The following is a 23,782-nucleotide window of genomic DNA, read 5'->3' as shown; positions in this document are numbered from 1 at the left end:
GGACCGTGAACAGCCCCTTCGCCGAAGCCATCCTGAACGGCTCGCTCCTCCTTGCCATTCCCGTGGCACTGCTGGCCGGACTGGTTTCCTTCCTCTCGCCCTGCGTCCTGCCCCTGGTTCCCGGGTACCTGGGTTACGTCACCGGGCTGAGCGGCGTGGACCTGGAAAAGCAGAAGCGCGGCCGGATGCTGCTGGGCATTGGACTGTTCGTGCTCGGCTTCTCCGTGATCTTCGTCCTGCTGGGCGGTGCCTTCGGCCAGCTGGGAACCCTCATCACTGGCACGCAGAACGCCTGGATCACCCAACTCCTGGGCATCCTGGTGATCGTCATGGGCGTGGTGTTCATGGGCGGCTTCAGCTGGCTGCAGCGCGACGCCAAGATCCACGCCAAGCCGCCGGCCGGGCTCTGGGGCGCGCCGCTGCTGGGCCTGACCTTCGGGCTGGGCTGGGCGCCGTGCATCGGCCCCACCTACTCCGCCGTCCAGCTGCTGAGCCTCTCCGGCGGCTCCTCCGCCGCCAAGGGCGCCTTCCTGGCCTTTGTCTACAGCCTGGGCCTGGGCATTCCCTTCCTGCTGATCGCTTTGGCACTCCGCCGCGGCATGGGTGTGATGGCGTTCTTCCGCAAGCACCGCCTGGCCATCCAGCGCACCGGCGGGGGCATCCTGGTGGTGCTGGGCCTGCTGATGGCCAGCGGCGTCTGGGGCGCCTGGGTGACCGAACTCCAGTACTGGTTCCAAACCGATGTGAAGTTGCCGATCTGATGAGCGAGCGCGTGAACGTAGACAAGAAATCTTCCGCCCCGGTCACTGGCGCCGGTGCGCCAGGTTCCAAGGCGGACGCCGCGCTGCCGGCCCTGGGCCCCAAAGAGATGCTGCGCTGGGCGTGGACCCAGCTGACCAGCATGCGCACGGCGCTTTTCCTGCTGCTGCTCCTGGCCGTCGCGGCCGTGCCGGGCTCGCTGTTCCCGCAGCGCCCGGCCAATCCCGCCGTCGTCACCCAGTACATCAAGGACAACCCGGACTACGGAAAGCTGCTGGACACCCTGCAGCTGTACGACGTCTACTCTTCGGCCTGGTTCTCGGCCATCTACCTGCTGCTGTTCATCTCGCTGATCGGCTGCGTGGTGCCCCGCGCCATTGCCCACTACAGGGCCATGCGGTCCCAGCCGCCGCGGACCCCCAAACGCCTGTCCCGCCTTCCCGAGTACGGCACCCTGGTCATACCGGCCGACGCCGGGATTCCGGCGCCCGCGGCCATCCACAGTGCCGCCGGGCTGCTGAGGAAGCGCGGCTACCGCGTTGAAGTGAGGGACGACGACGGCGCGCGGCCGTCTTTGGGCGCCGAGCGCGGCTTCCTGAAGGAAGTGGGAAACCTTGTCTTCCACACTTCCCTCATTGGCGTGCTGGTGTCCGTGGCCGCCGGCGGCCTGTTCGGCTACAGCGGCCAGCGCATCCTGGTGGAGGGCGACACCTTCGTGAACACCCTGGTGGGCTATGACCAGTTCAACCCCGGCACCAACTTCCAGTCCAGCCAGCTGCAGCCCTACTCCATCCAGCTGGACAAGTTCGACATCACCTTCGACCGCGAATCCCGGGGCAAGTTCGGCCAGCCCATCGATTTCTCCGCCGCCGTCACCACCAAGGAAAACCCGGACGCACCCGCGCGCCAGGAAACCCTGAAGGTCAACGATCCCATCACCCTCGGCGGCACCAGCATCTACCTGACCGGCAACGGCTACGCTCCCGTGGTGACCATCCGGGACGGCGCCGGCAACGTGGCCATGCAGGGACCCGTGGTGGCCAAGCTGCAGGGGGACAACTACTACTCCTCCGTGGTGATCAAGGTTCCCGACGCCAAGCCAGACCAGCTGGGGTTCGCGGGCTTCTTCCTGCCCACCGCCTTCGTCTCCAACGAGGGGGTCTCCTTCAGCGGGGACCCGGAACTGTTCAACCCGCAGCTGACGCTCAACTCCTACTACGGGGATCTCGGCCTGGATGACGGGGCTCCGCAGAACGTCTTCGAACTGGACGTCAAGGACCTCACACCGCTGAACGCACGGAACCTGGACGCCGGCGGCATTACCCTGGCCCCCGGGACCAGCTACACGCTGCCGGACGGTAAAGGCACCATCAGCTTCGACGGCGTCAAGCGCTACATCGGCGTGGACATCCACCACAACCCCGGGCAGGCCTACGCCCTGGTGTTTGCGCTCCTGGCCGTGGCCGGACTGATCCTCTCGCTTTACGTCAACCGCCGCCGGGTGTGGATCCGCACGGGCACCCACGAGGACGGCCGCACCATGGTTGAGTACGGACTCCTGGCCCGCGGCGAGGACCACCGGCTTGCTGCCGAAGCCGCTGCCCTCCGTCAGCTGCTCGGCGGTGAGTGGCAGCTGGACCCCGGGCCGGACACTGCACAGCCGGGCGATTCCCAGCAAACACCCAGCAGCGTGCGCGAGAATAGCGCCGGCGCTGCCGCAACCGCAGGCCCAGCCACCACCCCAGCCGGCCCCCCAGGGCCCGAAAAGGACCAGTAATGCCGTTTGGAATCAACGAAACCATGGGCCAGTACAGCGAGCTGTTCATGCTCCTGGCGGCCGGCACATACACGGTGGCCTTCATCGCCTTCGCCTGGGACCTGGCCAAGAGCAGCAAGGCCCTGCGCGCCATCGACCTGAAGGCTGCGCAGGCCGGCCTCGACGGCCACACCCGGGAGGCAGCCAAGGTTCCGGTGGCGGCCGGGGCGGGGGAGCGCGCTGAAACGCACCTGGCCGGACCTGCCGGCAGGGCCGAGCGGCCGTCGTCGTCCACTGCCAGGACCGCAGGGGCAGGGGCCGGAGGCGTGGCCACCGCCGACGCTGACATGCGGTACGCCGCTGAACGCCGCGCCCCCGCCCGGGTAGCCGTGGCCCTGACCGTCCTCGGCGCACTGATCCATGGTGCCGGTGTCGTGACCCGGGCGCTGGGTGCGGGACGCGTGCCCTGGGGCAACATGTACGAATTCCTCACCACCGGCGCCTTCGTGGCGGTGGCGGTGTTCCTGCTGGTCCTGGTCCGCCGCGACCTCCGCTTCCTGGGTACCTTCGTGGTGGGCCTGGCTATCATCATGCTGGTAGCCGCGTCCGTGGCCTACTGGACCCCGGTGGGCCACCTGGTTCCCGCCCTGCAGAGCTACTGGCTGATCATCCACGTGTCCATCGCCGTGCTGTCCTCCGCGCTGTTCACCCTGACATTCGCCATGTCCGCGCTCCAGCTGGTCCAATCGCACCGGCAGAAATCGGTGGCTGCCGGTGGCGCTGACAAGCTCGGCTTCATGCGCCTGGTGCCGTCCGCGCTGAGCCTGGAGAACCTGTCCTACCGCATCAATGCCATCGCTTTCATCGGCTGGACCTTCACCCTCATGTTCGGCGCCATCTGGGCCGAGAAGGCGTGGGGACGGTTCTGGGGCTGGGACACCAAGGAGGTGTGGACCTTCGTCATCTGGGTGGTCTACGCAGGCTACCTCCATGCGCGCGCAACGCGCGGGTGGACGGGCACGCGGGCTGCCTGGCTGTCGATTGTGGGCTACCTTTGCGTCATTTTCAATTTCACCATCGTGAACCAATTCTTCAACGGCCTCCACTCCTATTCAGGGCTCTGAGCAGGGGTTTCTTCCGGAGGCCAAGGCGCCGGGCAGGGAAATAACAATTCGTTTTAGCAATGGGGGTGTTCCCGGTCCGGCCGTAATGCTACCTTGGTGACGTTCGCCAGTGATGAAGCTTGCAGGCGAAACGACAGTATTCCCTGAGGTACCCCATGAGCTACGTTCTCGCCATTGATGTCGGGACCAGCTTCACCGCTGCTGCCGTTGCACGCTTCGATCACGGTACCTCCTCTTCTCCTGAGTGCCTCCCGCTGGGAATCCGCGGAACCTCAGTACCCTCTGTGCTGTTTTACCCGGAGGAAGGCCCCGTCCTGGTGGGGGAAGCCGCGGAACGCCGCGGGCTTGATTCCCCGGGCCGGGTGGTACGGGAATTCAAGCGCCGGATGGGCGACGCCGTGCCGATCTCCGTGGGCACGCTCTCCCTGCCCGCCGAGGACGTCTTCGCCACCATGGCCCGCTGGGTGGCCGACCGCGCGGAGGAACGCGAGGGGGCGCCGCCGTCGGAGATCATCCTGACCCACCCGGCCGCCTGGGGGAGCCACCGCACCTCGCTCCTCAGGGAAGCCCTGGCCGCCAGGAGCCTGCAGAACGTTGCCCTGGTGACGGAACCGGAGGCCGCAGCCCTGCATTACGCCTCCCAGGTGCGCGTGGAAGAGGGAAGCACCATTGCCGTCTACGACCTTGGCGGCGGAACCTTCGACACGGCCGTCCTCCGGAAGGCCGGCAACAACCGGTTTGAGCTGCTGGGCCGCCCGGAAGGCATCGAAAACCTTGGGGGAGCCGACTTTGATGCGGCGGTCCTGCGCTACGTGGCCAGTAACACCGGCGGCTTCCTCTCCAGCCTCGACACCTCCGATCCCGGGGCCCGCGCTGCGCTGGCGAGGCTGCAGCGCGAATGCGTGGAAGCCAAGGAGGCGCTCTCCGCGGACAGCGAAGCCAGCATCTCCGTCCTGCTGCCGGGATTCCACCAGCAGGTGCGCCTGGTCCGTTCCGAATTCGAAGCACTGATCAACGAGCCCATCCGGGACACGGTGGACGCGCTGGAACAGTCCCTGGCGAGCCTGCGGCTGGAACCGGCGGACCTTTCCGCCGTGCTGCTCATTGGCGGATCATCGAGGATCCCCCTGGTTGCGCAGGTGATCTCCGAACAGCTGGACCGGCCCATCGCCGTCGACGCTGATCCCAAGTCCTCCATTTGCCTCGGTGCTGCCGCCGCGGCTGTCCTGGCGCGCGAGGCAGCCGCCGCCGAGGTTGCGGCGCAGGCTGCCGCTGCGGCGGAAGCCGGCCGTGCCGCCGCGGCCCGTGATGCGGCCGCACCGGGTTACGCGCCCGGACGGCTGGCGAGCTGGTCGCGGAAGAGCACGACGGCGGCAGGCGCGATGGCTGGAATCGCAGCCCAGGGTGCCGGGCATGGCCAGCACGGACACCGGGGCGGCGCCCATGCGCCGAAACCTACGGTTCGGCTGACCGCCATCGCGGCAGCTGCGGCCGCGTTCACGGTCCTTTCGGCTACCGCTGCCCAGAGCCCCGAGGGCCTCAGCAGCCTGACATCCATCTTCACCCCCAAGGCGGACGCCGCCCCCGAGAAGGGTTCTTCCTTAGGCGGCTCGGGCGGCGGCGGAGGAGTCGGCGGGGCGGCAGCGGCCGGTGCCGGTGCGGAAGCGCAGGAACCTGCGAGGGGCATCGAAGCCAGTGCCAGCACGAAGGACTCCGCCCCGGGCGGCGCGGGCCTGGACGTGGCCGCCTCACCCACCAGCAGGCCGACGTCCAGCGCCGCCGCGGAGCAGGCTGCCGCGGACTCCGGCGGAACGGGCGCTCTTGACACCGGTACCGGTACAGCTGACTCCGCCGGAACCGGTGCCGGCGGAGTTACGGAGCCCGTCGGCACACCCACTGTCCCTGCCGGAACGGTTGATCCTGCGCCGGGTACAAGCGAACCAGTGCCGGTTGAGACGGGAACGGGGAGCCCTGTCCCCGTGGACCCGCCGCCGACGACGGAGGAGCCGCCCGCGACCGAGGAGCCTCCGCCAGTGACCGAGGAGCCCCCGCCAGCTACCGAGGAGCCTCCGCCCCCGGTGACGGAGGAGCCCACGCCGCCGGCAACCGAGGAGCCGCCGCCTTCCGCGCCCGAACCCACCGCGTCCACGGCCACGGAGTCCGCTCCGGCCACCGATCCGGCCACGGCCACGGAGGCCGCTCCGGCCACCGATCCGGCCACGGCCGCTGAACCGGCGGCTTGAGCATGACCGGGAATGAGATCCGGCCGGTGACCCTGTTGCCCGAGCTGAACCACCACGTGCAGGAGCCCGGTGCCGCAGAACAGATGGCCCGGCAGCTCAAAGGCGAGAACGCTGCCATGCGTGAACTGCTGCTGGCCCTTTCCGTCGGCTTCGTCCTGCCTGGACCACTGCCAGCGGACCTGCAGCGCAGACTTGACACTGGCGACGTGCAAAGCCTTGGCGCCCTTGTGGAACGGGCAGAAGCTGCAGGACTCCTGACGGCGGACGGGACCGTGGCGGGGCCGGCGCAGCAAGCCCTGCTTGCCGTCGTCCCCGCCGCCAAGGTCCATGCGCTTCAGCGGGAGCTCGTTACGGTGTACGCCAGGGACGGCGTGCCCCTCGGCGACGTCGCCCGCGAACTGGCGCGCGGAGGCCTGGCAGATTCCCGCGTGGCGGCTGAACTGGAGCATGCGGCCGACAAGGCTCTTGACCATGATCCTGCGCTGGCGTCCCAACTCTATGGGGAAGCCCTGCTGGCAGGGGCCGACGAAGCAGCGACCGCCGCCCGCCGCGCGCAGGCCGCAGCAGCGAACGGCGACCTGGACGCAGCTACGCGGATCATCGACTCGCTGCTCGTGTGCGACGATCCGCCGGACGTGCGCCGGGGCGTGGACGTGGCCGCAGCAGTCTGGGCCCAGCGAGGCATGCTGGCGCGGGCAGCGGACGTGTACAGCTGGCTGGGTGCCAGCCGGATTGGACCATCAGCCCCCCTCGCGGCAGTGGCCATGATCGGGTGCGGCAACCGGGCCGGCGCGGAAGCACTTTTCCAGCCGGCCGCGCCGCCCGCTTCTCCCACCCTCCTGGCTGCCACGCTGGTCGAGACAGGGAAGGGCATCTACGGATCAGTAAGCGCGGACCCGCAGCAGGCACTCCCCGTGCTGATCCATGCCTCGGACATGTTCAATGCGGCAAACGCGGCGCTTCCCCTTCCGGAGACGCCGGCCGCAATGGCTGCCCTCCTGGCACTGCACAGCGGGGAGCCGCGGCTGGCGGAAACCGTGTGCCGGTCTGCCACCGCTGCCGGCCAGGGCGGCAATGCCGCGAAGCCCAGGCTTTTCCTGCTTCAGGCGTGGTCTGCCATGCAGCAGGACAAACTCGAGGATGCCCGGCTCGCGATCAACGAGGCCTCCAAAGCGAACCACTGGCCGCTCGTGCCCAGGGACGAGTTCCTGCGCGCAGCCCTGGAAGTTGGCCTGGCCAGGCGGAACGGCGACGTGCCGGAACTCATCATGGCGTGGGAGCGGGCCCGGGAAGCCATGCTGCACACGTCCGTGGACCTCTACAGCCTCCTGCCATGGGGCGAGCTCATGATCACGGCCGCCCGCCTCAGGGAGACCCGGCGGGTGGCGCACTACCTCACCGAAGCGTGGCAGCTTCTTGACCGGCTGGGCGATCCGCCGCTGTGGGCCGTTCCCTTCCACTGGGCGGCGGTCCAGGCAGCGTTGCTGAGCGAAGACCCCGCGGGCCTCGCGCCCCATGCGGCGGCGCTGGCACGGGCGGCGCGTGACAGCCACCTCGCCGCGGTGCTTGCCGCAGCGGGCAAAGCCTGGGTGTCGGTCCTGGCCGGGAGGATGACGCCCGCTGATGTGGAGGCCGCTGCCCGGGGCCTGGGCAGGGTGGGCATGCCCTGGGAGGGCGCCAGGCTGGCCGGGCATGCAGCGGCGCGGGCAGAGGAGCGTAAGGACATGGTGCGGCTGCTGTCCTGTGCCAGGGACCTGCATCCCCAAGTTAGCCCGGCAGCCAACGGCTCATCCGGCCCCGCGGCCCGCAGCACCCCTGCCGCCGCTGAGGCGGCCGGCAGCCTGCAGCCGGACGGTCCGGGGCTGAGCGAAAGGGAAAAGGAAGTGGCCCGCCTGGTGCTCGAGGGCAAGACGTACCGCGAGATCGGCGAGGCCATCTACATCTCCCCGCGGACCGCTGAACACCACATCGCCAGGATGCGCCGCCGCCTTGGCGCTGAAAACCGCTCCGACCTGCTGGCCCGGCTCCGCCTGGCCTTGGGCCCCGAGGACCCTATGCAGGAATAACCCCTAACGCCCTAACGCCACGGGGCCCGATTCCCCGGCGGAAAGCCATCCGGTAGGGGGAATCGGCCCGATGCCCGGTCCTTGGCCCGAACCATACGTTTGATGCAAGCCCGGTTACGACGCCGAGCGATCCGCAACTCAGAGAAGATTGAGGACAAATCAAATGACGCTCGCAAACGACCTCGTCCAGTTCCTGATGCACCTCTTCGGCAACCGCCAGGCCGCACAGGACTTCCTGGACAATCCCGAGAAGGTTCTGGAAGACCACGGCTTCGGTGAAGTCTGCTCCGCAGATGTGGATGCCGCAATGCCGGTAGTCCTGGACTACGCACCAGTCACCACCTCCCGGTTCGACCGCGAGTACAACACCGGCGGCAACACGTCCTGGACCGGCCACATCGGCGGCGGCGGGGGCGCGGGCGGCACCGGACAAACTCCTCCTGCAGGTGGCGGAAGCGGCGGCGGACACCACGACCACGATGACCACGCCCACGCAGTCCAGCAGCTCCACCACGTGGTGAACAATTACTCCTACACCTCAACGGTGGATGACCGGGACAACATCGTTGACCAGTCCGTCAACCAGAACATCTGGGCCGAGGGCGACGTTGAGCAGTGGTTCGACAATGACTCCGTCATCGCCTCGGGGGACCGCTCCGTCGCAGCCGGCGACGACGCATACGTCCGGGACTCCAACAACATCAGCGATTCCAACAACACGGACAATTCCGCGGACAACTCCACGGACAACTCGGTCCACGCCGGCGGCGACGTCAACATCGGCAACGAGAAGACGGACATCGACGACTCCTTCAACACAGACCTGGATGTTGACGTGGCTGATTCGTTCAACGACAACTCGGACAACTCCGTGAACCACGATATGGATGTCGCCGTCGAGGATTCCTTCAACGACAACTCCGACAACTCCGACAACTCGGACAACAGCGTGGACAACACGGACAACTCCACCGACGTTGCCATTGAAGATTCCTTCAACGAAGACAGCTCCACCAACACCGACGTGGACGTCGCACTGGAGGATTCGTTCAACGACAACTCCACCACGGAGACCAACACCACCGAGGTTGCGATCGAGGACTCGTTCCAGGACAACTCCACCGCGGAGACCAACACCACCGAGGTTGCGATCGAGGACTCGTTCCAGGACAACTCCGAGACCGAGATGACCCACACCGAGGACAACTCCACCAACACCGACGTGTACGTGGAAGACATCGAGGTCAACACGGCCATAGACGATTCAGTCGCCGGCTAGGCGGCCCCGGGGGCAGCGGAAGTGCCCGGCAGGAGGTTTCTCCCTCCTGCCGGGCTTTTCGGGGCTCACCCCCCGTTCCATTTCCGAGAATTGAGGCAAAGGACAGACCGTGGCAGAAGCAGGAACGGCAGGACAGCCAACGCCGGCAAGCGCGGGGCAGCTCATCAAGCTGGTGGAGCAAGGCCTTCAGCTGGTGGGCACGGGGGACAGGGCGGATCTCCGCAAACGCCTGCACCAAACCCTGGCAAGGCTGAAGGACCCGAGCATCCGGGTGATCGTCGTCGGCGAATTCAAGCAAGGCAAGAGCAAGCTCATCAATGCCCTGGTTAATGCCCCTGTGTGCCCGGTGGATGACGACATCGCCACCTCCGTCCCCACGGTGGTCCGCTACGGCGATCCCGCCTCGGCGAGCATCCTGGTGCCAAAAGACGGCACGGACGCCCCGGACGAATCCAACGTGGAGCGGCAGCCAGTCAACATTGCCGAACTTGCCGCCTTCGTTTCAGAACGCGGCAACCCTGGCAACAGCAAGAAACTGGTGGCCGCCGAGGTCTGCCTTCCCCGCAGGATACTGACCGGCGGACTCACCGTTATCGACTCCCCGGGCGTTGGCGGCATGGGATCCTCACACACCCTGACCACCCTCACCGCACTGCCCACAGCGGATGCCATGCTGCTGGTCAGCGACGCCTCGCAGGAATACACCGAACCGGAACTGCGCTTCCTCCGGCAGGCCATGCGGATCACCCCCAGTGTGGTGGGGGTCCTGTCCAAGACCGACCTCTACCCGGAATGGCGTCGCGTCGAGGAGCTGGACCGGGCCCACCTGGCCCAGGTTGCACCGGACATCCCGCTCTACCCCGTCTCCTCCGACCTGCGCCTGGAGGCCTCCCGGCTGCAGGATGCCGAGCTCAACGCCGAATCCGGCTTCCCGGGGCTGATCACGCACCTCCGGAACGAGATCCTGGGCAAGGCGCAGCGCCTCCAGCGACGTTCGGTGAGCCAGGACCTGCTGTCAGTTACGGAAAACCTGCGGCTCTCGCTGCAGTCCGAGCTTGAAGCCCTCGAGAACCCGCAGGGTACGCCCCAGATGATCGCGGGGCTGGAGCTGGCCAAGGCCGAGGCGGACGACCTGCGGAAACGCTCCGCGCGGTGGCAGATCACCCTCAACGACGGCATCAGCGACCTGATCGCGGACATGGAATACGACCTCCGGGACCGGCTGCGGCGGATCCAGCGGGAAGCCGAGACAGCCATAGACCAGGGCGACCCGGGACCCACGTGGCCGCAGTTCTCCAAGTGGCTCGAGGAATGCGCGGCGGCCGCCATTTCGGACACGTTCGTATGGACCAGTGAACGGGCCCAGTGGCTGGCGGCGCAGGTGGCAGAACACTTCGCTGCCGATGAAGTCACCCTGCCGGTGTTCCGCGTCTCCGACACCGGGGATGCCCTGGACCCCGTGGACGAAATGCCAACGCTCGACGACGGACGCATCAAGCCGGTGCAGAAGGTCCTGATCGGCATGCGCGGATCCTACGGCGGTGTGCTGATGTTTGGCCTCCTGACGGGGATCTTTGGGATGGCTTTGATCAATCCCCTCTCCGTGGGGGCCGGACTGTTGCTGGGACGCAAGGCATTCCGGGAAGACCAGGAAGCGCGGCTCAAGCGCCGGCAGGCCGAAGCCAAGGCGTTGGTACGGCGCCAGCTGGACGATGTCACGTTCCAGGTAGGCAAACAGCTGAAGGACCGGCTGCGGCTGGTTCAGCGCTCCATCCGTGACCACTTCACGGAGATCGCGGACGAGCACCACCGTTCGCTGACGGACTCTGTAGCGGCAGCGCAACAGGCAGCCACCACATACGCCCTCGAAAAGGACGCCCGCATCCGGGAGATCAAGGCGGAGCTTAAGAAGGTTGACGCGGTGTCCCGCGCCGCCGCAGCTGTTGCCGCAGAGGTATCTGCGGCAACGCCCCGCCAGGCGGGCGGAGGCCAGGACACTGCCCGGCCTTCAGCCGGCCGGCCGGCGGGGGCTTCAACCGTGGCGGCCGTGGGATGAAGAACCCTACGATAGCCGGTGCCAAGGAGCTGGTTGCCGCCGCCCTGGAAGTGTACGGGGATGATCCTGCTGCCTCCGACGCGCTCAAGGGCTATGGGCGCAGGCTGTCCGAGCCCCTGCGGATCGCCATCGCCGGAATGGTGAAAGCCGGAAAGTCCACGCTGCTGAACGCGATTATCGGGGAAGAGATAGCTCCCACGGATACCGGCGAATGCACCCGGATCATCACGTGGTACCGGCACGGGCACACGCCCCGCATCACGCTATACCCGGTGCAGGGCGAACCCAGGAGCCTGCCCCTCAAACGCGTGGACGGGCGGCTGGTGTTCGTCCTGGGGGACGTGCGGGCGGAGGACGTGGAGCGCCTGGACGTCCAGTGGCCCGCGCCGGGCCTGAAAGACATGACGCTGATCGATACCCCCGGCATAGCCTCGCTCTCGGGGGACATATCTGCACGGTCCACCAGCTTCCTGACCCCCTTGGATACCCCGTCGGAGGCTGATGCCATCATCTACCTGATGCGGCACATGCACGCCTCGGACCTAAGGTTCCTGGAATCCTTTGCCGACACCGCCGTGGGCCGCTCAGGCACCGTGAATGCCATTGCCGTCCTGTCCCGGGCCGACGAGGTGGGCGCAGGACGGATCGATTCCCTCCTGTCCGCCGGAGACATCGCCGAAAGGTACCGCCGCGACCACAACCTGAGGAAGCTGGCGCTGGGTGTGGTACCCGTTGCCGGCCTCCTGGCGCAAAGTGCCCGGACCATGCGCCAGCCGGACTTCCGCGCGCTTGAACTGCTGGCCGGCATGGACCGCGCGGCCAGGGAAAAGATGATGCTCTCGGCGGACCGGTTCCTCCGCGCAACGGATCCGGAAGGCATGACGGCGGAGGCCCGGGCCTCGCTGCTGGAGAGATACGGCCTTTTTGGCATCCGCCTGGCGGTGGTCCTGCTCCGGAATGGATTCGACCAGCCAACGCCACTGGCCCACGAGCTTGCCCGGCGCAGCGGCCTGGACCCGCTGCTGGAGACGGTGGGCCGGCAGTTCCAGGCACGGGCAGATGCGTTGAAGGCCCGGACAGCCTTGGTGGGGGTGGAAGCCCTGCTCCGCGCTTCTCCCCGCAAGGGGACCGAGCACCTCGCCGAGGCCCTGGAGAAGCTGCAGGCCAACGCCCATGAGTTCCGGGAACTGCGGCTGTTGTCGACGCTGCGGACCACCGGCGTCGGACTGAACCCCGAGTTTGCCGCCGAAGCAGAGGCACTCATCGGGGGCCTGGGTGCTGCCTCCCATGTACGGCTCGGGCTGGGCCCGGATGCCACCCCCGAACAGTTGGCTGACGAGGCACGGCGTTTGCTGACCCGCTGGCGTGCACTGGCGGAGAACCCGCTGACGGACCGGGCGGCCCAGGACGCCTGCCGGGTGGTGATCCGGAGCTGCGAAGGCATCGTGGCGGAATGTTCAGTGCGCGAATTCCAGCGTCAGCTCGCCCAACACTCGTCGCGCCAGGCCAAACCGTTACCGGCCTGACCTGAGCCAGGCGGCAGCGGACGGGAAGAAGAACAGGACGAGCCCGATGAATGCCAGCAGGATCTCGATGCCCCAGAGGATGGCCACATAGCTGCCGGCGTCGCCCGGGGGCACCAGGAACGTGGCCGTCACCACCATGACCAGCACGTGCCCCGCCAGCAGCGGGACCAGTGCCAACCGGGCCCAGCCCTGCCGGCCTGCCACCACGCCGAGCATTGCCGCCTCGAGGAGCATTACCAGCAGCAGCGCACCGATGCTTCCCCAAAAGACGATGGCGGTGGCCGTGGTTATGGCGGTCTCGTCGCCGCCGGGAGCCGTTTCCTGCACCACGCTTCGCAGCCGTTCCAAGTGGGAGTCCCGGGTAAGGAAGGAGCCCACCAGGACCGCCAACCCGGCCACGAAGCTGAACAGCCAGAGGTTCCTGGCCACCCGGACGCTCCCCGGTGCCGGCGGGACCACCACGATCGGTGCCGGGGACGAATAGGACAGCCCGGGCCGCGGAGGCGGCGCGGGCTGTGTGCGGGGTGCCCCGTCTGGCGGCGACGCTGCACCGGCAGGGTTCCGCAGCCGGTCTTCTCCGTCAGCGTCGCGGGCCATCAGACTGGTCCCCTACTTCAGTCCGTCGGTGTCGTGTTCGTCGGTCTCGTGCTTGTCTTTCCCGCCGTCGTCGGTCTTTGCCTTGGCGTCCAGCTCATCCTTGAGCTTCTTCAGGCGTGCGGCCTCGGCTTCCTGCCGGCGGCGCACCTCCAGGTTGCGGAGGAAGTCCGGATCGTCGTCCGGGGCGGTGGGGTGGCTGTAGTTCTGGCGCTGCGGGGGAGCGCCGCGCGGCCGGCCGATCAGGAGCCAGAGGACCGCCCCGATCACCGGCAGGACGATCATGACCACGATCCAGGCAGGTTTGGAGATCCCGCGGGTGAGGCGCGCGTCGGTGCGGATCACGTCGACGAGCCCGTACACGAAGATGGCGAGGACTGCGACGGCCAAAACCACACGGAGGAGCATGCCATTAAGTCTATCGTCAGGAGGCGCAGGGGCCGTGGGCGGGAGGCGGCTAAACTTGAATAGTGGCCTTTTTGAAATATTCCCTGATCCGCCTGGCGCTGTTCGCACCCCTGTTCGTGCTTTTCACTTTCCTGGGCCTGGGCGCCCTGATGTCCGTCATCTGCGCGGCCCTGATTGCCTTCGCCGTGAGCTACCTGTTCTTCCAGAAGCAGCGGGACGAAGCAGCGGCAGCACTGCAGCACCGTTTCTCCGGCAAGGCCAAACCGCTGCGTTCGGCCGGCGAGGTCCAGGACGCCCGCGCCGAGGACGCCCTCCTGGACGCCAACCCGGACGTGGCCATCAGCAACGACGCCAAGGACCGCAAGCGGGCTTAGGACTAGAACCCGTGGCTGAGGACCAGGCCCAGTGAGAACAGCAGGCTGTAGCCGAGGTTGATCAGGCCGGTCTGCTTCAGGACCGGGATCAGGCTCTTGCGCTTGCGGCCGTTGATCATCAGCCATGCCGGCATCAGGCAGGCCGGAATCAGCAGCAGCACAATCAGCATCCACGGCCGGCCGGGAGCCAGGATCACCACCAACAGGATGGCCACCGCGAGCATCAGCACGTAGCTTTCCCGGGCGTGCTTGTCGCCCAGCCGGACCGCCAGGGTCTTCTTGCCGGCCTGCATGTCCGTGGGAATGTCCCGGACGTTGTTGGCCATGAGCAGCGCGGTGGCGATGAGGCCGGTGCCGATCGCGCCGATGATGGAGGGCAGGTTGATCTGCCCGGCCTGGGTGTAGGTGGTGCCCAGGGTTGCTACCAGTCCGAAGAACACAAACACGAAAACATCGCCCAGGCCCATGTAGCCGTAGGGGTTCTTGCCTCCGGTGTAGCCCCAGGCGGCCATGACGCAGCCCAGTCCCACCAGGATGAGCCACCAGCTCTGGGTGATCACCACCAGGACCAGCCCGAAGACCATGGCTGCGGCGAACGCGCCGAAGGCGGCCCGCTTGACGTGTTCCGGGCTTGCGGCCCCTGATCCCACAAGCCGCAGCGGGCCCACCCGGTCATCGTCGGTGCCGCGGATGCCGTCCGAGTAGTCGTTGGCGAAGTTCACGCCCACCTGCAGCAGGAGTGCCACGAGCGCCGCGAGGATGGCGTTGAACAGGAGGAACGAATCCATCTCGTAGGCTGCGGCGGAGCCGATCAGCACCGGCGCAATCGCGGCGGGCAGCGTCCGGAGTCGGGCGCCTTGGATCCATTGTGCGGCTGTAGCCACGGTCAGTACCTCGTGTGTGGTTGGGGAGGGCGGCAGGCGGGGGGCCTGCCGGATGGTGCAGGTCTACTTTACTTTCCCTCGTGGAGGGCATTCAGTTCGGCGGTCATGGCCAGCCGGTCCGGCTTGCCGTTGGGCAGCAGCGGCAGCGAGGATGCGGCCAGGACCGTTTTGGGTGCCAGGATCCCCAATGTCCGGCGCCATTCCTGCTGAAGCACGACGGCGTGGTCCCGGCTGCGCAGGGCGTCGTCGGATTCGGCGCCCCGTGCGGACTCTGCCAGCGCCACGTAGGCGGCCACGGCCTGGCCCCATTCCGCGGAGGGCACGCCCGCCACGAAAGCCGCCGCGACGCCGTCGGACTTCACCAGCTCGTCCTGGACGTGCGCCGCGGAAACCTTCATCCCCCCGGTGATGATCACGTCGTCGGCGCGGCCCAGGACGGTCAGGCGGCCGTCCTCGCCGATGCTGCCCAGGTCGCTGGTGCGGTACCAGCGCACGCCGTCTTCCTCGAAGAATGTCTCGGTGCTTTCAGGGGCCTCAAGGTACCCCGCGGCGATGGTGTCACCGCCGAGCAGGATCCGGCCGTCCCCCTCAACCCGGAGGGACACTCCCTCCAGGGGGAAGCCGTCGTAGACGCACCCGCCGGACGTCTCGGCGGAGCCGTAGGTGGTGATGACCCGGACGCCGGCGTCGCGGGCGGCGGCCAGCAGTGAGGCGGGGGCCGGGGCGCCGCCCAGCAGGACGGCGTTGAAGCGGCGGAGCACGGCCAGGGTTTCCGGAGACGGTTCGTCGAGGAGGCGCTGGAGCTGGGTGGGAACCAGGGAGGTGAACCTGATCCTGTCCGTCAGTTCCAGGGCAGCCTCGGTGAATGCTTCGGGCGTGAAACCCCGGGACATGTCCATGACCCACGGGCGGGTGCCGGCGAACAGGGAACGGACCAGGACCTGGATGCCCGCCACGTACTCCACCGGAAGGGCCAGGAGCCACTGGCCTTCGCCCTTGAGCGCCAGAGCCGTAGCCATGGAGGAGGCAGCCAGGGATTCCACCGTCAACACCGTCGCCTTGGGGGCGCCGGTGGAGCCGGACGTGCGCACCACGGCCACCGCGTCATCGCAGCCGGGAGTTTCCACATGTCCCACCAGCAGGGCGCCGTCGCTCCCGACGGAGAGTTCGACGGCGGGGCCCTCGCCGTGGAGGGCGGCCGCGAGGGCCTTGAGGGCGGGCTCTACATTGAGTGGGCCGCTGTTCATATGCCGCTCCTGGCTAGAAGTAGTACGGGAAGGAGGACCAGTCGGGTTCGCGTTTTTGCAGGAAGGCTTCCTTGCCCTCCACCGCCTCGTCCGTCATGTACGCCAGCCGCGTGGCCTCGCCGGCAAACACCTGCTGGCCGGCCAGGCCGTCGTCGGCAAGGTTGAAGGCGAACTTGAGCATGCGGATGGCCTGCGGCGACTGCCGGGCAATATCAGCTGCGTACTCCAAGGCAACCTCTTCCAGGCGTTCGTGGTCCACGGCCTCGTTCACCGCACCCATCCGCACCATGTCCCCGGCGGAATATTCGCGGGCCAGGAAGAAGATCTCGCGCGCTGCCTTCTGCCCGATCTGCCGTGCGAGCAGGGCGGAGCCGTAGCCGGCGTCGAAGCTGCCCACGGTGGCATCCGTCTGCTTGAACTTGCCGTGCTGGCGGGAGGCGATGGTCAGGTCCGCCACGACGTGCAGCGAGTGCCCGCCGCCGGCCGCCCAGCCGTTGACGACGGCGATGACCACCTTCGGCATGGTCCGCATCAGCCGCTGGACTTCCAGGATGTGCAGCCTGCCGGCGCGGGCGGGGTCGATGGTTTCCTGCGACTCGCCGTCTGCTGTGTCTTGTACTACGTACCGATAGCCGTCCCGGCCCCGGATCCGCTGGTCCCCGCCGGAGCAGAAGGAGTGGCCGCCGTCCTTGGGGGAGGGGCCGTTGCCGGTGAGCAGCACGGTGGCAACGTCCGGGGTCATGCGGGCGTGGTCCATGGCACGGTAGAGCTCGTCGACAGTGCCGGGCCGGAACGCGTTCCGCACTTCCGGCCGGTTGAAGGCGATCCGCACCGCGGGCAGGTCACGCACCCACCCGCCGTCGGAATCCCTTTCCACCTGCCGGTGGTACGTCATGTCCTGGAAGTCCTCGAAACCGGCCACGGTCCGCCAGCGGATGGGGTCGAAGACGTCTGACACTTGGGCGGGAATCTGTTTGCTCACTGTCCAAGTCTAGTAATCGGCCTTAGCTGATGCAGAACTCGTTGCCTTCCGGATCTGCCATGGTGTGCCAGGAGTGCGGACCCTGGCTGGCGGTCCAGAGGAAAGTGGCGCCCCTGGCCTCAAGCTCCCGGCGGACCTCATCCTTGTCCCGGCCGGCCAGGTTCACGTCCCAGTGCACGCGGTTCTTCACGGTTTTCCCCTCGGGTGCCGTCTGGAAGAGGACACGCCTTGCGGGTTGTTTGGACTCCAGTTCCTCCGGCGGCCGGATGGCGCAGCCCTCACGCCAGACCAGGTTGCCCCGGTGCGTCATGGTCTGGTCCTCCGTGGCGAAGCCCTGCTCGATCATGGAGCGGATGAACGCGGCGTCCTGGGGCTCCACGGACCACTGCAGGGTTTCAGCCCACCAGTCCGCGAGCTCGTGCGGCTTGCTGCAATCGACGACGATCTGGATGTTCAGTCCCATCCCACCAAGGTACGGGGGTCGATGGGGCCGCGGTAGGGCCTACGGCTGCACCTGCTGGAGCTGGTCGAAGACCTCCGGCGGGATGGCATAGATGAACACCACGGCCAGCAGGTTCTTCGCAGCATGGACGAAGTAGGAAAACATCAGGTTCTTCCCTGTCCAGACGTACATGAAGACCAGGGTGGCGCCCATGGCCAGGTAGGGGAGCAGGGCAGCCAGGGTGATGGCTTCCCGGCCCACGATGTGCATGGCGGCGAACAGGACCACCGAGACGGCGCAGCAGATCCAGATGTTCACCCGCCGGCTCAGCTTGCCTATGAGCAGGTGGCGGAAGATGTACTCCTCCACGAACGGTCCCACCACTACCACCAGCGGAACCATGAGCCAGGCCGGCACCTGCTGCATCAGTTCCTGCAGGCCCGCCTGGTTCTCTGACGTCTGTGCCTCGCCGCCGGCGGCCACCACGATGGCGGTCAGGATCAGCATGGCAATCACCGCGGCGGGCACCATCATGAGCGTGAACCACGGGCGCGTGGCGAGGACCTTCAGGTCGCGGCCCACCACCTTCCGGGCCGCCAGGAGCGCCAGGATGCCCACTGTGGCGTAAAAAAGCAGGTTCGCCGCGTAGGAAGCCGCCGCCGGGGAAGGAGCAACCTGCCGCAGGAACGGGGCCAGGAGTTCCCCCGCCACGGCGAAGAACCCGGCGATGGCCACGTACACAATCAGGGTTGCCCCGTCCAACGGCGAGAAGCGGTACAGCTGCGGCTGCGGAGCAGGGGGTATTCGGTGGGCGGTCGCCATGGCTTCAGCCTATCCCCCAACTAGGTAGCGCTAAGTGTCGTTCTGGGGCTCCAAAACGACACTTAGCGCTACCTAGTTGGGCGGGAACGGGGGGAGGTGGGCCGGCCGCGTTGCTGGGGGAAACGCGCGTCCCCTAGAATATTCGGTATGCCTAAATTTACGTTTCGGTGCGCCAAAGAAGCTGCCCCGACCGGCGCCCGCAGGACCGTGCGCTTCAGGGCGGCGGCCGCTGCCGCCGTCGTGCTTTCCCTTGTGCTGACCGCCTGCGGCGGCGGGGCTTCGGGGGACGGGGACAGCAAGCCCGTGGTGCTGACCACGTTCACGGTGCTGGCGGACATCGCCCGGAACGTCGCGGGGGACAAGCTCACCGTGGAATCCATCACAAAGGCCGGCGCGGAAATCCACGGCTACGAACCCACTCCCGGCGACATCCGGAAAGCCTCCAAGGCCGATCTCATCCTGGACAACGGCCTGAACCTGGAAGCCTGGTTCGCGCAGTTCGTGGACGGGCTGGACGTGCCCCACGCCGTGGTGAGCGAGGGCGTTGAGCCGATGCCCATCAGCGAGGACTCCTACCAAGGCAAGCCCAACCCGCACGCCTGGATGTCACCGGTGAACGTCCAGGCCTACGTGGACAACATGGTGCGGGCCTTCAGCGACCTTGACCCCGGCAACGCCGCTGCCTTCAAAGCCAACGGGGACGCCTACAAAGCCGAACTCCAGGCCGTGCAGGACCAGATGACCACCAGCCTTGCCGCGGTTCCGGAAGCCCAGCGGGCCCTGGTGACCTGCGAAGGCGCGTTCTCCTACCTGGCCCGCGACACCGGGCTCAAGGAGGTGTACATCTGGGCCGTGAACGCCGAACAGCAGGCCACGCCCCAGCAGATCACCCGTGCCATCGAGTACGTGAAGGCCAACAAAGTCCCGGCCGTCTTCTGCGAATCCACGGTTTCCAACGCCCCCATGCAGCAGGTGGTGGAAGCCACGGGCGCACGGTTCGGCGGCACCCTGTACGTGGACTCCCTTTCCGAAGCGGACGGGCCCGTCCCCACCTACCTGGACCTGATCAGGCACGACGCCGACACCATCACCAAAGCACTCACAGCAGGGGTGGGGCAATGACCTCCCCGGCCATCCAGGTGGACAACGTCACCGTCCACTACGGCGAAGTCCTGGCACTCGACTCGGCGTCGCTGTCCCTTGACCCGGCGCGGATCTGCGGCCTGGTGGGCATGAACGGCTCCGGGAAGTCCACGCTGTTCAAGGTGATCATGGGCATGATCAAGCCCGACGCCGGCACGGTGCGGATCGGAGGAGAGCCACCTTCCAAGGCGCGCAGGGAAGGGGGCATCGGCTACGTGCCGCAAAGCGAGGAAGTGGACTGGCAGTTCCCGCTGTCCGTGCGCGACGTGGTGATGATGGGCCGCTACGGCCACCAGGGCTTCACCCGCCGGGCATCGAAGGCCGACCGGGCTGCCGTGGACGAGGCACTGGACCGGGTGGAACTGGGGGAGTACGCCGGGCGGCAGATCGGCCAACTCTCCGGCGGGCAGAAGAAGCGTGCCTTTGTTGCCCGCGGGATAGCGCAGGGTGCCACCACCATGCTGCTGGACGAACCATTCGCCGGCGTGGACAAGAGGTCGGAAGCCACCATCACCAGGCTCCTGCGCGAGCTCGCCGCGGACGGCTGCACCATCCTGGTCTCCACCCACGACCTGCACGCGCTCCCGCAGCTCTGCGACGAAGCCGTGCTGCTGATGCACCGGGTCCTCATGCACGGCCCGCCGCAGGTGGTGCTGCAGCCCGAAAACCTGGCCATGGCGTTCGGCCTGGACGTGCTCAACCGGGAAGGGCGGAGCTGACCCGTGGAACTCCTCCTCGAACCCCTCAGCTACGACTTCATGGTCCGGGCCATCGTCACCACGGCGCTCGCCGCCGTCGTCTGCGCCGTCCTCAGCTGCTGGCTGGTGCTGATCGGCTGGTCCCTCATGGGCGACGCCGTCTCCCACGCGGTGCTGCCCGGCGTCGTCCTGGCCTACATTGTGGGCGCCCCCTTCGCGCTCGGCGCTCTGGTGTTCGCCCTGATCGCCGTGACCCTGATCGGGGTGGTCCGCAATACCAGCCGGGTGAAGGAGGACGCGGCGATCGGCATCGTGTTCTCCTCGCTGTTCGCCCTTGGCCTGGTGCTGATTTCCGTGACGCCCAGCCAGACGGACCTGAACCACATCATCTTCGGCAACCTGCTGGGCGTCAGCATTCCGGACCTCATCCAGGTGCTGGTGCTGGGCGTGGTGGCCTTCGCCATCCTGATCCTCAAGCGCCGCGACCTCACGCTCTACGCCTTCGATCCCACGCATGCGCACGCCATCGGACTGTCCCCGCGGAGGCTCGGGGCGCTGCTGCTGGGCCTCCTGGCCCTGACATCGGTGGTGGCGCTGCAGACCGTGGGCGTTGTCCTGGTGGTGGCCATGCTCATCATCCCCGGCGCCACGGCCTACCTGCTCACGGACCGGTTCTCCCGGATGCTGGTGATCGCCCCGGTGGTCTCGGCGCTCTGTTCGATCACCGGCATCTACGTCAGCTACTACCTGGACACGGCCTCGGGCGCCATGGTGGTGCTGACGCAGGGAGTGGTGTTCGCCGTCGTCTACCTTTTCAGCCCGCGCCAGGGCCTGATCGGCACCCGCCTGGCGAAGGCCCGGCGCAGGAAGGCGGCGGCCCTCGCTGCAGCTTGACTCGTGGCTTCACCCGGGGCAGTCTGGAGCGATGAAGTCCTGACCAGCAGCCCCGGCCCTGCGCCAGGCTGTTCTCCCAAACCAAGGCCGCCCTCGAGCGCTGGATGAAACGTCCCGTTCAGCTCCGGCGGCCACACTGCGGAAATTTGCGAGGACTTCCCTTGACTGAACACCTTAACCTTTCGGACGTTTCCCATGGCTATGGCGACCGCCGGCTGCTGGACCGCATCAGCCTGGTGATTACGGCCGGCGAGCACGTTGCCGTGGTGGGCGAAAACGGTGCCGGCAAATCCACCCTGCTCCGGATCCTGGCCGGCCTCGAAGCGCCTGACGAAGGCGCCGTGGTGATCCAAGGCAGGGTGGGCTACCTGGCCCAGACCCATGGCCTGCCCGAGTCCTTCACCGTGGGCGCCGCCGTCGACGCTTCCCTTGCCTCGCTGCGTGCCCTCGAAGCGGAGCTTGACCGGCTGGAGGCCAACCTCGCCGACGCCGGGGACGACGAACTGGATACCTACGGCCGGCTGCAGACGGAGTACCAGCTGCGCGAAGGCTACGCCGCGGAACACCGGGTGGAGGCTGCCCTGGACCGGCTGGGCCTGGGCGGCCTGGACCGGAACCGGGTGCTGGGATCCCTGTCCGGCGGGGAACAGGAACGCGTGGCCTTGGCCTGTGTCCTGGCCGATCCGGCGGACATCCTGCTCCTGGACGAACCCACCAACCATCTGGACGCCCGCGGAACCGCCTGGCTGGAGGACCGGCTGGCGGCCCACCGCGGCACGGTGGTGGTGGTGTCCCACGACCGCGTGCTCCTCCGCAAGGTGGCGGCCACCATCATTGAGGTGGATGCCGAGCGCCGCGCCGTGACCCGTTACGGCAACGGCTACGACGGCTACCTCCGGGAGAAGGCAGCCGAACGCGCGCGCTGGGTCCAGCAGTACCACACCTGGATTGATGCAATGGAGTCCGAAAAGCGGCAGGCAGAAACTGTTGCCGGGACCATGGGCTACGGCCGCAAGCGCGACGGCGACAAGATGGGCTTCGACTTCAAGGCCGGCACCTGGCAGAAGGCCGCCAGCAGCCAGGTCCGGAACGCCCAGGAGCGGCTGCGCCGGCTCGAAGCCAGCCCCGTGGACCGGCCGCCGGTACCCCTGCGGCTGAACGTCGATCTGGCCGCGGACTCAGGTGCCGCGCCTTCCGGGGCAGCGCAGGAGGGTGTGCCGGTGCTGGCACTGCGCGGGGTGAGCGTGCCCGGCAGGCTGGAAACCACAGACTTCCAGGCGGGCGCCGGCGAGAAGATCCTGATCACCGGGCCCAACGGCGCGGGCAAATCCACGCTGCTCTCCATCCTTGCCGGACCCCTGGAACCAGCTGCCGGCTCCGTCACGCGGCCCGAACGCGTTGGCTACCTGCAGCAGGAACTGGAGCTGCCGCAACGGCCCGCCTTGCGCCTGCTGCCGGCCTTCGCCGCGGGCCTCGGCGGCAACATCGACGAGCACGCCGAGGCCCTCCTCCGCCTCGGCCTCTTCCGCACCAGCGAGTTCCACGTACCCGTCGGCAGCCTGTCCGCCGGCCAGCAACGCAGGCTTGCCCTGGCCCGGCTGCTGTTGGGCGGCTACGGCACCCTGGTGGTGGACGAGCCGACCAACCACTTGGCGCCCGTGCTGGTGGAACAGCTGGAGGCGGCGCTGGCGGACTTTGCCGGGACCCTGGTGATGGTCAGCCATGACAGGGCGCTTCGGGAGTGGTTCGCGGCGTGCGCGCGGCGGAGCAGCGGTGGGGCCGGCGCCCTGGAAGGCACCCGGGCCGGGAACACCGCCGGCGGACGTTGGACCCGGTATTCCATGGACAAGGGCGTGCTCGCACCGGCTTAGGGGATTGCCTGGGGCAACCAAGGGGCAATCCCGACCGGAATGCGTCACTTTTGGCCCCGCAGTGGCGCAGTTGGTCCGGATTGGCGGGGTTTCCTCCCGCCTGGCAGGGCATAAGTCACGCATTTGGGGCAGCAGCCTGGCCTGGGAACCGGTGAGATTCGCGTAAAGCAGTCTTTACCGGGGGACCGGCGGCCGGAAACATCGGCGGCGGAAAATGGGGCCCATGCCCGTCTTTCCGCCGGCCGAAAGGATCTGTCCGTGATCGCCAAGAACCTTTTCCTGCAAGGCATCTACCACTTCCAGGGCGTGGGCCTGGAGAAGCCCGTCCCGCTGCACAGCGAGCTCTCGCACTATGTCCCGGACGGCGTGATCAACCAGGCGCTGTACTTCCGCGGCGGTAACTCGAGCAGTGAGCTGATCGCCGTGGTGCTCATGCGCAACGGGGTTCCCATGCGCTACTTCCCCATCGGCGCCAAGAGCGAGGTCCATGTTCCGCTGCGCGTGGTGGAGGATATCGACGGCGGCTCGGTGATCGAGCTGTACCTGGCGGCTCCGGAGGGCCTCAACGGGTCTGTGGTGATCGACCTGGGGATGGTGGAACACTGATGGGCAGC

The 23,782-nt window shown here is 67.5% G+C and carries 21 protein-coding genes; 14 read left to right on the top strand and 7 right to left on the bottom strand.

The features are described 5' to 3' along the window. The first annotated feature begins 5 nt into the window (after positions 1-5). From ACQ3DC_RS04175 to ACQ3DC_RS04140, 8 genes are all read left to right on the top strand, one after another. Complete coding sequence (locus ACQ3DC_RS04175; RefSeq protein ID WP_321214338.1) at positions 6-761, top strand: cytochrome c biogenesis CcdA family protein; 756 nt, start codon at positions 6-8, stop codon at positions 759-761. Further along, positions 761-2,536: a cytochrome c biogenesis protein ResB gene (resB, locus tag ACQ3DC_RS04170; protein ID WP_323056751.1), complete on the top strand. Its 1,776-nt coding sequence runs from the start codon at positions 761-763 to the stop codon at positions 2,534-2,536. The genes ACQ3DC_RS04175 and resB overlap by 1 nt, the downstream gene beginning before the upstream one ends. After that, complete coding sequence (gene ccsB / locus ACQ3DC_RS04165; RefSeq protein ID WP_430751620.1) at positions 2,536-3,639, top strand: c-type cytochrome biogenesis protein CcsB; 1,104 nt, start codon at positions 2,536-2,538, stop codon at positions 3,637-3,639. Before resB ends, ccsB begins: the two co-directional genes overlap by 1 nt. A gap of 155 nt (positions 3,640-3,794) precedes the next feature. Next, the gene (locus tag ACQ3DC_RS04160) at positions 3,795-5,882 is read left to right on the top strand and encodes an Hsp70 family protein (RefSeq protein WP_430751619.1); all 2,088 of its coding nucleotides are present in this window, start codon (positions 3,795-3,797) and stop codon (positions 5,880-5,882) included. 2 nt (positions 5,883-5,884) lie between these two features. Further along, positions 5,885-7,948 carry a LuxR C-terminal-related transcriptional regulator gene (locus ACQ3DC_RS04155; RefSeq protein ID WP_430751618.1) on the top strand — a complete coding sequence of 688 codons (2,064 nt, stop codon included), beginning with the start codon at positions 5,885-5,887 and terminating at the stop codon, positions 7,946-7,948. A gap of 163 nt (positions 7,949-8,111) precedes the next feature. Next, positions 8,112-9,227, top strand: coding sequence for an IniB N-terminal domain-containing protein (locus ACQ3DC_RS04150; protein WP_430751617.1), 1,116 nt, complete (start codon positions 8,112-8,114; stop codon positions 9,225-9,227). A 109-nt stretch (positions 9,228-9,336) separates the two neighbouring features. Then, the gene (locus ACQ3DC_RS04145; protein WP_430751616.1) at positions 9,337-11,283 is read left to right on the top strand and encodes a dynamin family protein; all 1,947 of its coding nucleotides are present in this window, start codon (positions 9,337-9,339) and stop codon (positions 11,281-11,283) included. Continuing rightward, on the top strand, positions 11,280-12,809 hold the full coding sequence (locus ACQ3DC_RS04140; protein WP_430751615.1) for a dynamin family protein: 1,530 nt from the start codon (positions 11,280-11,282) through the stop codon (positions 12,807-12,809). Before ACQ3DC_RS04145 ends, ACQ3DC_RS04140 begins: the two co-directional genes overlap by 4 nt. Here ACQ3DC_RS04140 and ACQ3DC_RS04135 read toward each other — a convergent pair. Then, a complete protein-coding gene (locus tag ACQ3DC_RS04135; protein ID WP_430751614.1) occupies positions 12,798-13,406 on the bottom strand; it encodes a hypothetical protein in 609 nt (202 codons plus the stop codon). The genes ACQ3DC_RS04140 and ACQ3DC_RS04135 overlap by 12 nt on opposite strands. Before the next feature lie 12 nt (positions 13,407-13,418). Next, positions 13,419-13,811 (bottom strand): PLD nuclease N-terminal domain-containing protein, encoded by a 393-nt coding sequence (locus ACQ3DC_RS04130; protein WP_157241258.1) that lies wholly within the window; start codon positions 13,809-13,811, stop codon positions 13,419-13,421. Positions 13,812-13,873: 62 nt separating this feature from the next. Between ACQ3DC_RS04130 and ACQ3DC_RS04125 the strand changes: the two genes are divergently transcribed. After that, positions 13,874-14,185, top strand: coding sequence for a DUF4229 domain-containing protein (locus tag ACQ3DC_RS04125; protein ID WP_321214329.1), 312 nt, complete (start codon positions 13,874-13,876; stop codon positions 14,183-14,185). 2 nt (positions 14,186-14,187) lie between these two features. Here the strand turns inward: ACQ3DC_RS04125 and ACQ3DC_RS04120 are convergent, their stop codons facing one another. From ACQ3DC_RS04120 to ACQ3DC_RS04100, 5 genes are all read right to left on the bottom strand, one after another. Next, positions 14,188-15,069 carry a 1,4-dihydroxy-2-naphthoate polyprenyltransferase gene (locus ACQ3DC_RS04120; RefSeq protein ID WP_104998946.1) on the bottom strand — a complete coding sequence of 294 codons (882 nt, stop codon included), beginning with the start codon at positions 15,067-15,069 and terminating at the stop codon, positions 14,188-14,190. Between the two features lie 68 nt (positions 15,070-15,137). Next, the gene (locus ACQ3DC_RS04115; RefSeq protein WP_430751613.1) at positions 15,138-16,316 is read right to left on the bottom strand and encodes an AMP-binding protein; all 1,179 of its coding nucleotides are present in this window, start codon (positions 16,314-16,316) and stop codon (positions 15,138-15,140) included. 13 nt (positions 16,317-16,329) lie between these two features. After that, the gene (locus ACQ3DC_RS04110) at positions 16,330-17,298 is read right to left on the bottom strand and encodes a 1,4-dihydroxy-2-naphthoyl-CoA synthase (RefSeq protein ID WP_321214327.1); all 969 of its coding nucleotides are present in this window, start codon (positions 17,296-17,298) and stop codon (positions 16,330-16,332) included. Between the two features lie 22 nt (positions 17,299-17,320). Next, positions 17,321-17,761 carry a VOC family protein gene (locus tag ACQ3DC_RS04105; RefSeq protein WP_157241262.1) on the bottom strand — a complete coding sequence of 147 codons (441 nt, stop codon included), beginning with the start codon at positions 17,759-17,761 and terminating at the stop codon, positions 17,321-17,323. A 39-nt stretch (positions 17,762-17,800) separates the two neighbouring features. Then, positions 17,801-18,562 carry a lysostaphin resistance A-like protein gene (locus ACQ3DC_RS04100; RefSeq protein ID WP_430751612.1) on the bottom strand — a complete coding sequence of 254 codons (762 nt, stop codon included), beginning with the start codon at positions 18,560-18,562 and terminating at the stop codon, positions 17,801-17,803. Positions 18,563-18,709: 147 nt separating this feature from the next. On the opposite strand from ACQ3DC_RS04100, the gene ACQ3DC_RS04095 reads away from it, so the two are divergent. From ACQ3DC_RS04095 to ACQ3DC_RS04075, 5 genes are all read left to right on the top strand, one after another. Continuing rightward, complete coding sequence (locus ACQ3DC_RS04095; protein ID WP_430751611.1) at positions 18,710-19,684, top strand: metal ABC transporter substrate-binding protein; 975 nt, start codon at positions 18,710-18,712, stop codon at positions 19,682-19,684. Next, a complete protein-coding gene (locus ACQ3DC_RS04090) occupies positions 19,681-20,424 on the top strand; it encodes a metal ABC transporter ATP-binding protein (RefSeq protein ID WP_157241268.1) in 744 nt (247 codons plus the stop codon). Before ACQ3DC_RS04095 ends, ACQ3DC_RS04090 begins: the two co-directional genes overlap by 4 nt. A 3-nt stretch (positions 20,425-20,427) precedes the next feature. Beyond that, complete coding sequence (locus tag ACQ3DC_RS04085) at positions 20,428-21,297, top strand: metal ABC transporter permease (RefSeq protein ID WP_321214323.1); 870 nt, start codon at positions 20,428-20,430, stop codon at positions 21,295-21,297. 161 nt (positions 21,298-21,458) lie between these two features. Continuing rightward, entirely contained in the window at positions 21,459-23,168 is a 1,710-nt protein-coding gene (locus tag ACQ3DC_RS04080) for an ABC-F family ATP-binding cassette domain-containing protein (protein WP_430751610.1), read from the top strand. 258 nt (positions 23,169-23,426) lie between these two features. Next, positions 23,427-23,774 carry a molybdopterin oxidoreductase gene (locus tag ACQ3DC_RS04075; RefSeq protein WP_421092521.1) on the top strand — a complete coding sequence of 116 codons (348 nt, stop codon included), beginning with the start codon at positions 23,427-23,429 and terminating at the stop codon, positions 23,772-23,774. Positions 23,775-23,782: the final 8 nt, after the last annotated feature.

The organism is Paenarthrobacter sp. NEAU-H11 (assembly GCF_050573415.1).
Lineage (GTDB): Bacteria > Actinomycetota > Actinomycetes > Actinomycetales > Micrococcaceae > Arthrobacter.
This window is presented reverse-complemented; position numbering and strand designations above follow the sequence as displayed.

What these genes read in the sequence shown, in the direction of transcription:
- resB (WP_323056751.1), top strand. Translation starts at nt 761, where the DNA reads ATGAGCGAGCGCGTGAACGTAGACAAGAAATCTTCCGCCCCGGTCACT.
- ccsB (WP_430751620.1), top strand. Translation starts at nt 2,536, where the DNA reads ATGCCGTTTGGAATCAACGAAACCATGGGCCAGTACAGCGAGCTGTTC.
- ACQ3DC_RS04160 (WP_430751619.1), top strand. Translation starts at nt 3,795, where the DNA reads ATGAGCTACGTTCTCGCCATTGATGTCGGGACCAGCTTCACCGCTGCT.
- ACQ3DC_RS04155 (WP_430751618.1), top strand. Translation starts at nt 5,885, where the DNA reads ATGACCGGGAATGAGATCCGGCCGGTGACCCTGTTGCCCGAGCTGAAC.
- ACQ3DC_RS04150 (WP_430751617.1), top strand. Translation starts at nt 8,112, where the DNA reads ATGACGCTCGCAAACGACCTCGTCCAGTTCCTGATGCACCTCTTCGGC.
- ACQ3DC_RS04140 (WP_430751615.1), top strand. Translation starts at nt 11,280, where the DNA reads ATGAAGAACCCTACGATAGCCGGTGCCAAGGAGCTGGTTGCCGCCGCC.
- ACQ3DC_RS04135 (WP_430751614.1), bottom strand. Translation starts at nt 13,406, where the DNA reads ATGGCCCGCGACGCTGACGGAGAAGACCGGCTGCGGAACCCTGCCGGT.
- ACQ3DC_RS04130 (WP_157241258.1), bottom strand. Translation starts at nt 13,811, where the DNA reads ATGCTCCTCCGTGTGGTTTTGGCCGTCGCAGTCCTCGCCATCTTCGTG.
- ACQ3DC_RS04115 (WP_430751613.1), bottom strand. Translation starts at nt 16,316, where the DNA reads ATGAACAGCGGCCCACTCAATGTAGAGCCCGCCCTCAAGGCCCTCGCG.
- ACQ3DC_RS04105 (WP_157241262.1), bottom strand. Translation starts at nt 17,761, where the DNA reads ATGGGACTGAACATCCAGATCGTCGTCGATTGCAGCAAGCCGCACGAG.
- ACQ3DC_RS04100 (WP_430751612.1), bottom strand. Translation starts at nt 18,562, where the DNA reads ATGGCGACCGCCCACCGAATACCCCCTGCTCCGCAGCCGCAGCTGTAC.
- ACQ3DC_RS04095 (WP_430751611.1), top strand. Translation starts at nt 18,710, where the DNA reads ATGCCTAAATTTACGTTTCGGTGCGCCAAAGAAGCTGCCCCGACCGGC.
- ACQ3DC_RS04090 (WP_157241268.1), top strand. Translation starts at nt 19,681, where the DNA reads ATGACCTCCCCGGCCATCCAGGTGGACAACGTCACCGTCCACTACGGC.